6 protein-coding genes are annotated in these 8,584 nt (G+C 26.0%); all 6 read right to left on the bottom strand.

Annotated features, from left to right (window positions below; translation table 11 throughout):
* Nucleotides 1–96: 96 nt before the first annotated feature.
* From AWT72_RS00870 to gyrA, 6 genes are read right to left on the bottom strand one after another with little or no spacing between them, the layout of a single operon-like run.
* Nucleotides 97–549 (bottom strand): hypothetical protein, encoded by a 453-nt coding sequence (locus tag AWT72_RS00870; RefSeq protein WP_067139366.1) that lies wholly within the window; start codon nt 547–549, stop codon nt 97–99.
* Between the two features lie 8 nt (nt 550–557).
* Nucleotides 558–2,936, bottom strand: a complete 2,379-nt coding sequence (gene pheT / locus AWT72_RS00865; RefSeq protein ID WP_067139363.1) for a phenylalanine--tRNA ligase subunit beta — start codon at nt 2,934–2,936, stop codon at nt 558–560.
* Between the two features lie 10 nt (nt 2,937–2,946).
* Complete coding sequence (gene pheS, locus AWT72_RS00860) at nt 2,947–3,963, bottom strand: phenylalanine--tRNA ligase subunit alpha (RefSeq protein WP_067139360.1); 1,017 nt, start codon at nt 3,961–3,963, stop codon at nt 2,947–2,949.
* 11 nt (nt 3,964–3,974) lie between these two features.
* On the bottom strand, nt 3,975–5,327 hold the full coding sequence (locus AWT72_RS00855) for a hypothetical protein (RefSeq protein ID WP_067139357.1): 1,353 nt from the start codon (nt 5,325–5,327) through the stop codon (nt 3,975–3,977).
* A gap of 8 nt (nt 5,328–5,335) precedes the next feature.
* Nucleotides 5,336–6,109 (bottom strand): hypothetical protein, encoded by a 774-nt coding sequence (locus AWT72_RS00850; protein ID WP_067139354.1) that lies wholly within the window; start codon nt 6,107–6,109, stop codon nt 5,336–5,338.
* Nucleotides 6,093–8,567: a DNA gyrase subunit A gene (gene gyrA / locus AWT72_RS00845; protein ID WP_067139370.1), complete on the bottom strand. Its 2,475-nt coding sequence runs from the start codon at nt 8,565–8,567 to the stop codon at nt 6,093–6,095. The genes AWT72_RS00850 and gyrA overlap by 17 nt, the downstream gene beginning before the upstream one ends.
* Nucleotides 8,568–8,584: the final 17 nt, after the last annotated feature.

The following is an 8,584-nucleotide window of genomic DNA, read 5'->3' as shown; positions in this document are numbered from 1 at the left end:
TTTTATGTGACGTTTTACATTAAATATTGTCATATTAAATAATAACTATCAAAAAAGAGTATTAAGATAAATTATACCTAATACTCTTTTTCTATACTACTTACTTATCTTTAAAGTCATTCCTTTATTTGTCAATTCTATATCATCAACTATGATATTTCTTTCAGAAAAATCATATAATACTTTATATTCCATAGCTTTTAAAATTAATTTTTCAATTGCTGTTGTTATTGTAGAATCTTGACTATCTCTAATAAATTCAACATCTTTTAAATATAGTTTATTCCCTTCTATCAATAATCCTGTTGCAACCTTAATTATTCCTTTTGTATCACCATAAGAATAAGATAAAGTTGAATGTATTTTTCCATCTTTTACCCTAGTATCAACATTTTTAACTTCTAAATCTGCTATTAAATTTTCTTTAATATATATTTTTTCATTTGCTTTTTTATTTATGTAGAAATTCGGAATATATATATTAGAATTAATACCTGAACAAGCCATAGTCATTAAAACTATAATAACTGTCATTATACTCTTTTTCATATTTCCCTCTACTTTCTTATAACTGCACCATACTCTTTTGATAATTTCGCTATAATTTTATCTAAAACAGAATTTATTTCTTTTTCTTCTAATGTCTTATTTTCATCTCTCATAAGTATACTTATCGCAAAACTCTTACAACCTTTTTCAATGCCTATACCTTGATAAATATCGAATAAATGTATTTTTTTTACTATTTTATCTATTTTTTCTATAGACTTAATAGCATCTCCTACTAATACTCTTTCTCCAACCACAAAGGCTAAATCTCTAGTAGCTACTTGATACTTACTTATACTTTGATATTTTATACTATCTTTCATATATTTTTTAATTTTCTCTATATCTAATTCAAAATACATTACTTTCTTACCATCAAAATCAAAGTTTTCATCTAAATCAGGGTGTATTTCTCCAAAACTTCCTATTAAATCTCTACCTATGAATATATCAGCTCCACGACCAGTATGTAGACTTTCATTATCAGTCCTTAATACTTTATATGAAGTTACATTAAGACTTTCTAAAATACTTTCTACTATACCTTTTATATCATAAAAGTCATAAACTAACTCATTAGCATAAATATTCTTATCTTTACTTCCTGCTAATACTACTCCTAATTTAGTAGATTCAAGTATTTCGTCATTTTTCTTTTCAAAAGTTTTACTCACTTCAAATAGTTTAATATCATTAAAACTTCTATTAAAGTTGTCTTTAACATTTTTTAGTAAACTAAACATTAAACTCTTACGCATAATAGCAAAATCTTCTGTTATAGGGTTTTCAATTTCTATTGTATCCTCTAAACTTTGCTTAGTCATTTCATAAGCTTTTTTAGGTATAAAACTATAGTTTATTACTTCTCTTAAACCAATTGAAGAACATATATTTTTTAACCTATAATTTAGAGCCGTAGTATCTATTACCTTATTTTCTTTTATATCTAATTTAGGAAGTATATTTTCTATGTTATCAAATCCATACATTCTTATTACTTCTTCAAAATAGTCTTGTTCTAATAATAGGTCTTGTCTATAAGTTGGTGGTGTTAATTCTAATGTGTCTACTTTATCTACCACCTTTATTTCTAAGTTTTCTAATATACTAATAACTTTTTCTTTTCCTATATTTTTACCTATAAATCTATATAATCTTTCTAAATCAAGACTAGTTGTATTTACAGTTTGTTTTTCTAGATATTTATATACTATACCATTTAAAACTTTTCCACCCGCTACTTCTACTATTACATTAGCAAGTCTATTTATTACATTTATTTGATTTTCTATATCTACACTACGCTCAAATCTATATGAAGATTCAGAAATTATAGCAAATTTTCTACTTGTTTTTCTAACACTTTGTGAATCAAAATGTGCCACTTCTAATAATATATTTGTAGTCTCATTAGTTACTGAATGTTTTTTAGAACCCATAACTCCTGCTAATGCTATAACTTCATTATTAGAACTTACAACTATATCATTAGTATCTAATTCTAATTCATTATCATCTAATGTAATAATTTTTTCATTTTCTTTTGCATTTCTTATTATTATATTGCTATCTATCTTATCTAAATCAAAAATATGATTTGGTTGATTAAGTTCTAGCATTACAAAATTTGAAGCATCTACTATGTTATTTACACTTTTCATGCCCAATACTTCTAATTTATCTTTAAGCCATTTTGGACTATCAGTTACTTTAACACCTTCTATTATTCTTGTCATATATCTTTTAGAAATATTGGCATTGTCTATATTTACAGTAGAATAATTTGTTTTATCTATTTCTGACATTATTTTAGTGTCAGGTTTTTTTAATGGTAAATTATAGTAAGCAGATAATTCTCTTGCAATACCCATATACGATAAACAATCAGGTCTATTTGGTGTTATTTCTAATTCAAAAACTATATCATCTTTATCGTATAGTTTATTAATAGGCACACCTAACGGAGTATCTTTAGGTAGTATCATAATACCATCTGCTTCATCTCCTAAACCTAATTCAGCGAGTGAACAAAGCATACCGTTTGATGCTTCTCCTCTTATTTTACCTTTTTTTATAATGAAATCTTCTCCTAATTTAGCACCTATTTGTGCCATAGCAACTATGTCGCCTTCTTTATGATTAGGTGCACCACAAACTACTTGCAAAATTTCAGTTCCATTATCAACTTGACAAATAGTTAAATGGTCTGAATCTGGGTGCATTTCATACTTAACTATTTTAGCGGTTAAAACCTTATCTAAATGTCCATATTTATTTTCTATTTTTTCTACTTCTTGACCTATCATTGTTAGAGCATTTTCTAGCTCATTAATATCTTTATCTTTAATATCTACATACTGGTTTAACCAATTTAAAGAAATTAACATCTCTACCCCCCTAAAACTGCTCTAAAAATCTTATATCATTTTCAAAAAATGATCTTAAATCATCTATACCATATTTAAGCATAGTTACTCTTTCTATACCTATACCAAAGGCAAATCCTTGATACTTCGTAGAGTCTATACCACCAGCTTCTAATACCTTGTTATTAACCATACCACTACCTAGTATTTCTAGCCAACCTGTACCCTTACAAAGTCTACAGCCAGAACCTTTGCATATACCACATTCAACATCCATTTCAGCACTAGGCTCAGTGAATGGGAAAAAATGCGGTCTAAATCTTACATTTCTATCTTCCCCGAATATTCTTTTTACAATTAATTCAAGTAATGCCTTAAAGTTAGCAAAAGAAACATCTTCTCCTACCATAAGTCCTTCAACTTGATGAAACATAGGTGTATGAGAAACATCATAATCAGGTCTATATACCTTACCAAGTGAAATCATTCTAAATGGTGGTTCATTTTCTAACATATACCTAATTTGCATAGGTGAAGTTTGTGTTCTTAATAGTAAGTCATTATCTATATAGAAAGTATCTGTTTTTTCTCTTGATGGGTGTGTTGTAGGAATATTAAGTGCATCAAAATTATACTTAACTAATTCTATTTCAGGTCCATCTACTATATCAAATCCCATATTAGAAACAATTTCTTTTATTTCTGACATAGTTTTAGTTATAGGGTGAAGACTTCCTAAATTAGTTTTTTTACCTGGTAAACTAATATCTATAGTTTCTTCTTTTATTCTTTTTTTCTTTAATATTTCTTTTATTTCAAATGTTTTTTGCTCAATTCTATTTTGCAATTCTGATTTAACTTCGTTTATTATTTGACCAAAAGCTTTTCTCTCATCTTGAGTAAGTTTTGCCATTTCTTTCATAAGAGCATTTATTTCACTTTTTTTACCAAGTGCTTTTATTCTTATCTCATTTAACTCTTCCATATCAAGAACTTCTTCTAGTCTTTTATGTAATTGCTCAGTAAGAACTTTTAACTTCTCCTTCATTTAAACCCTTTCTAAAATTCCTTTATATTCATCTCTCTTAAATATTCATTAAATTCTGATTCCTGTTTTATATGTTTTATTAAATCCTTTTTATTTATACCATTATATGATAATATATCTTTTTTCTCATTTATATATACATTTCCTAAATATACCATTCTATAAATAAGTCCATCAAGTTTATTTATACCTGATTTTTCTATTTCATTTAATTCTGTATTAGACAATATATCAACAGAAATTTTTTGTATAAAATACACTTCTAAATTACCATTTTTATCTTTTGAATAAAATAACTTATTAAAAGTTAGTTCACTATCAGCATTAGATATATATCTAGTATCTTTTTTATCAATTTTTTTTAATAATTTTTCTTTATCAATTTCATCATTATTTTTTGCTATGCTAACTTTCTCTTTAAGTAATATTTTCTTTTCAGTTTCTCTTAAACTTAATTTTAAATCTTCTGCTTTTTCTATATCATAAGCAACCTTAATATCTAAAAACGACTTATTATTGTATTTTCTATTAGATTTAATTTCATATATTAATCCTGTTTTTAAAAAATCTTTTATATATGGATCAACATATTTTTTTTCAATTTTCTTGATATCAATTTTTGCATATGGAATTATATTTTCATTATCATCTGTATCATATTCTATCATGATATAGTCAAACGGCCTTATTATATTACTCCCTGCATTAATTCTATATGTTACAAAAATTAAAATTAAAAAAGTTATTACACTAATTGATAAAATAGCAGAATTTACTGTTGGAAACAATACTATATCACTTTTTTTAGTCGCTTCATAAATATTAATTATTAAAGCAATTATTGTTAATGCTAAAACTAAGAAAAATATTGTTATTGCAATATATCTAATATTTTTTATCTTTTGAAACTTAGATGCAAGATATGCTATCTTTGAAAAATCTGTATCATATAATCTGTTATTTAATGTTTTTAAAGCATAAAATATATCTTTTGTAATATATACTAAATAGCAAGAAAACATTAATGTTATAAAAGATATTATAAAACTAAACTTCGTTAATTTAAAAATTTCTTTTGTTGCTATTCTATAAATTATGAAAAATGCTATAACTATACAAAGTATCAATATTGAAATTCTATATATTTGCAGTAATACTTCTAAATCTTTTAATGTATTCATATATTTAGACATTTCATTTACTAAATCTTCAAAATTAAATACATGCATTTTAAAGCTTATGTAATTATTACGCATAGTAAGTAATTTACCTAAAAGTAGTAATCCAGAAATTAAACTTGCAAGTAATACCCAAATAATACTTGTTTCAAATGCTTTAACTTTTAAATTTAATTTATTTCTCATATATACTCCTAACCAATGAATATTGGCTTAGTTGATAATTCTATTATCTTTAAACCTGTTTGTCCTGTAAATCTCTCAAAAAATGCTGGGTAATTAAGTCCACCCATAAGTATAATATCATAATTAGGTATATATTTACTTATTATTTCTACTTCATTTCCATTTTCATGTATTAAATTACAAATATCTCCAAATCTTTCAGTAAGTCTATCTCTATCTTCAACATTTACTCTTAATACATCTACATTTCTTTCTCCAAATATATTAAAATATGAAAATACTGATTTATTAACCTTATAACCACCATCATTTAACATTAATATTTTATCGAATTTAAATTCTTTACCATTTTCATGTATTATAACCAAAGGTTTATAATGTGATCTTATAACATCAGTAAGTGATGAAGTAATATTTCCTTCATCACGAACTATAACTAATAAATCATATGCTTTCATTTCTTCTGTTATAACTTCCATGGCTTCGCCTGTTACACTATATACTTTATCAAAATAATTTTTAGCTTTCTCTTTTATTTCTTCATAAAAATTATCTTCTATTCCTTTATATTCTCCCATAACCATAGTTGCAGCATTAGTCATAGTATAACCATTTATATTATTTTGAAAAATTTCATATTTAGTTATATCTTTTACATAAACTACACATGTTTCTACATTTTCAAAATGTTTTTTTATGGCTCTTGAGAAATTAAAAGCAGCATCTATTTCACTTTTCTTACTTATAGAAAATAGTACTCTTTTTTTAGTCTTCATTGACATTTTCATCACCTTCCAAAGTCATTGCTATGGATGTTACATAATCTCCAATTCTAGGTTTAATTACTATTACTCCTGAAGTTGCTCTACTATATGTTGAAATTTGTTTTATTTTAGTTCTTATTAATGTTCCATCTTTTGTTATTAATAATATTTCTCTATTAACATCAGTATTATCTATTAATAATGAACTTACTACATCACCAGTTTTCTTACTAATCTTAAAGTTTTTAACTCCTTTTCCACCTCTTTTTTGAACATGGTATTCAGATAAATTCGTTCTCTTACCAAATCCTTCTGATGAAATAGTTAAAACTTCACAATTTTTAAGTTCACTACTTGTATCTATTACACATGCTGATGTTACTATATCATCTTTTTTAAGATTTATAGCCTTAACACCGCTAGCACTTCTTCCCATAGTTCTTACATCAGATTCTTTAAATCTTATAGCCATACCTTTTTTAGTTGCTACAAATATTTCATCATCTAAGCCGCGAGAGAAATCAACAAATACTAATTCATCATTATCTTTAAGGGTAATTGCTATCTTACCAGTTTTGTTAATGCTTTCAAACATTTCCATCTTAGTTCTCTTTGCAATACCATTTTTAGTTAAAAAGAATATTTCTGAAGTCTTAGTTGCTCCTACCGTATTTAATATAGCACTTACATTTTCTCCATCATCAAGATTAATAATATTACTTATAAGTTTACCACGAGCTTGTTTACTTGCTTCTGGTATTTCATAAACTTTAATATTATATACCTTACCTTTATCAGTAAAGATTAATAATCTATCTAGAGTCTTAACTGTATATATATCTTTAACTTCATCATCTTCTATGGTATTAGTAGAATTAACTCCTACGCCACCTCTTTTTTGAAGTCTATATGTATCAGATGAAACTCTTTTAACATAACCTTTATTAGTTATTGTTACAACAACTTCTTCTTCTTTTATAAGGTCTTCTATGTCTATATCATTTCTTCTATCTTGTATCTCAGTTCTTCTCTTATCTCCATAACTAGTCTTAATATCTATTACTTCTTGCTTAATTATTCCATATATCTTTTCATCTGAATCTAATATAGATTGTAATTCTGCTATTAAAGCTAATAAATCATTATACTCTTGCTCTATTTTTTCTCTTTCCAAACCAGTTAATCTTTGTAATCTCATATCTAATATGGCTTTGGCTTGAATTTCACTAAATCCATATTCTGCCATTAAATTATCTCTGGCAACATTTCCATCTGGACTCTTTTTAATTAAAACTATAATTTCATCTATACTGTCTAGTGCTATTCTAAATCCTTCTAATATATGAGCTCTTCTCTTAGTTTTTTCTAAGTCAAAGTTAGTTCTTCTAACTATTACTTCATATCTATGCTCTAAATATTTTTTTAGAATTTGTTTTAAATTTAAAACTCTTGGAATATTTTTTACTAAGGCTAACATTATTACACCAAAAGTAGTTTGTAAATCAGTATATTTATATAGCATATTAAGTATTAATTCAGGTTCTTCTCCTTTTTTAACTTCTATAACTATTCTTATACCATCTCTATCAGACTCATCTCTTAATTCAGTAATTCCTGATATTTTCTTTTGTCTTACTAAATCTGCTATTTTTTCTATTAATTTAGATTTATTAACTTGGAAAGGTATCTCTGTTATTATTATACTGTTTTTACCAGTTTTAGAAGTTTCTATGCTTAATTTACCAACTAGTTGTATTTTACCCCTACCTGTTCTATAAGCATCAATTATACCTTGTCTACCGTTTATTATTCCACCCGTTGGAAAATCTGGTGCAGGTATATGTTCCATTAATTCATCTATAGTAATATTATCATTGTCTATTAATGCTACTATTCCATTACAAAGTTCTGATAAATTATGTGGTGGTATATTAGTTGCCATACCTACTGCTATACCTGTTGCTCCATTTAATAATAGATTAGGTAATTTTGCAGGTAATACTATTGGTTCATCTAAACTTTCATCAAAGTTCTTTCTGAAATCTATGGTATCTTTATTTATATCTTCTAAAATTTCATTAGTAATTTTAGCCATTCTTGCTTCTGTATATCTCATTGCAGCAGCACTATCTCCATCTATTGACCCAAAGTTACCATGACCATCTATTAACATATATCTACTATTAAATTCCTGTGCCATTCTTACCATAGAGTTATATACAGCAGTATCTCCATGTGGGTGATACTTACCTAAAACTTCCCCAACGATTCTCGCTGATTTTTTAAATGGCTTATCATTAGTCATTCCTAAATCATTCATAGCAAATAGTATTCTTCTATGCACTGGCTTTAGTCCATCTCTTACATCAGGTAAAGCTCTACTTACTATTACACTCATAGAATAATCAAGATATGACGCCTTTATTTCATCTTCAATATATATTGGTATTTCTTGTTCTCTAGAATCCGTAGACATTACATCTTTTATTTCTT

It is taken from the genome of Oceanivirga salmonicida (assembly GCF_001517915.1).
Lineage (GTDB): Bacteria > Fusobacteriota > Fusobacteriia > Fusobacteriales > Leptotrichiaceae > Oceanivirga > Oceanivirga salmonicida.
Note: the sequence above shows the minus strand (reverse complement) of the source record. Positions and strands in the feature narration are given on the sequence as shown.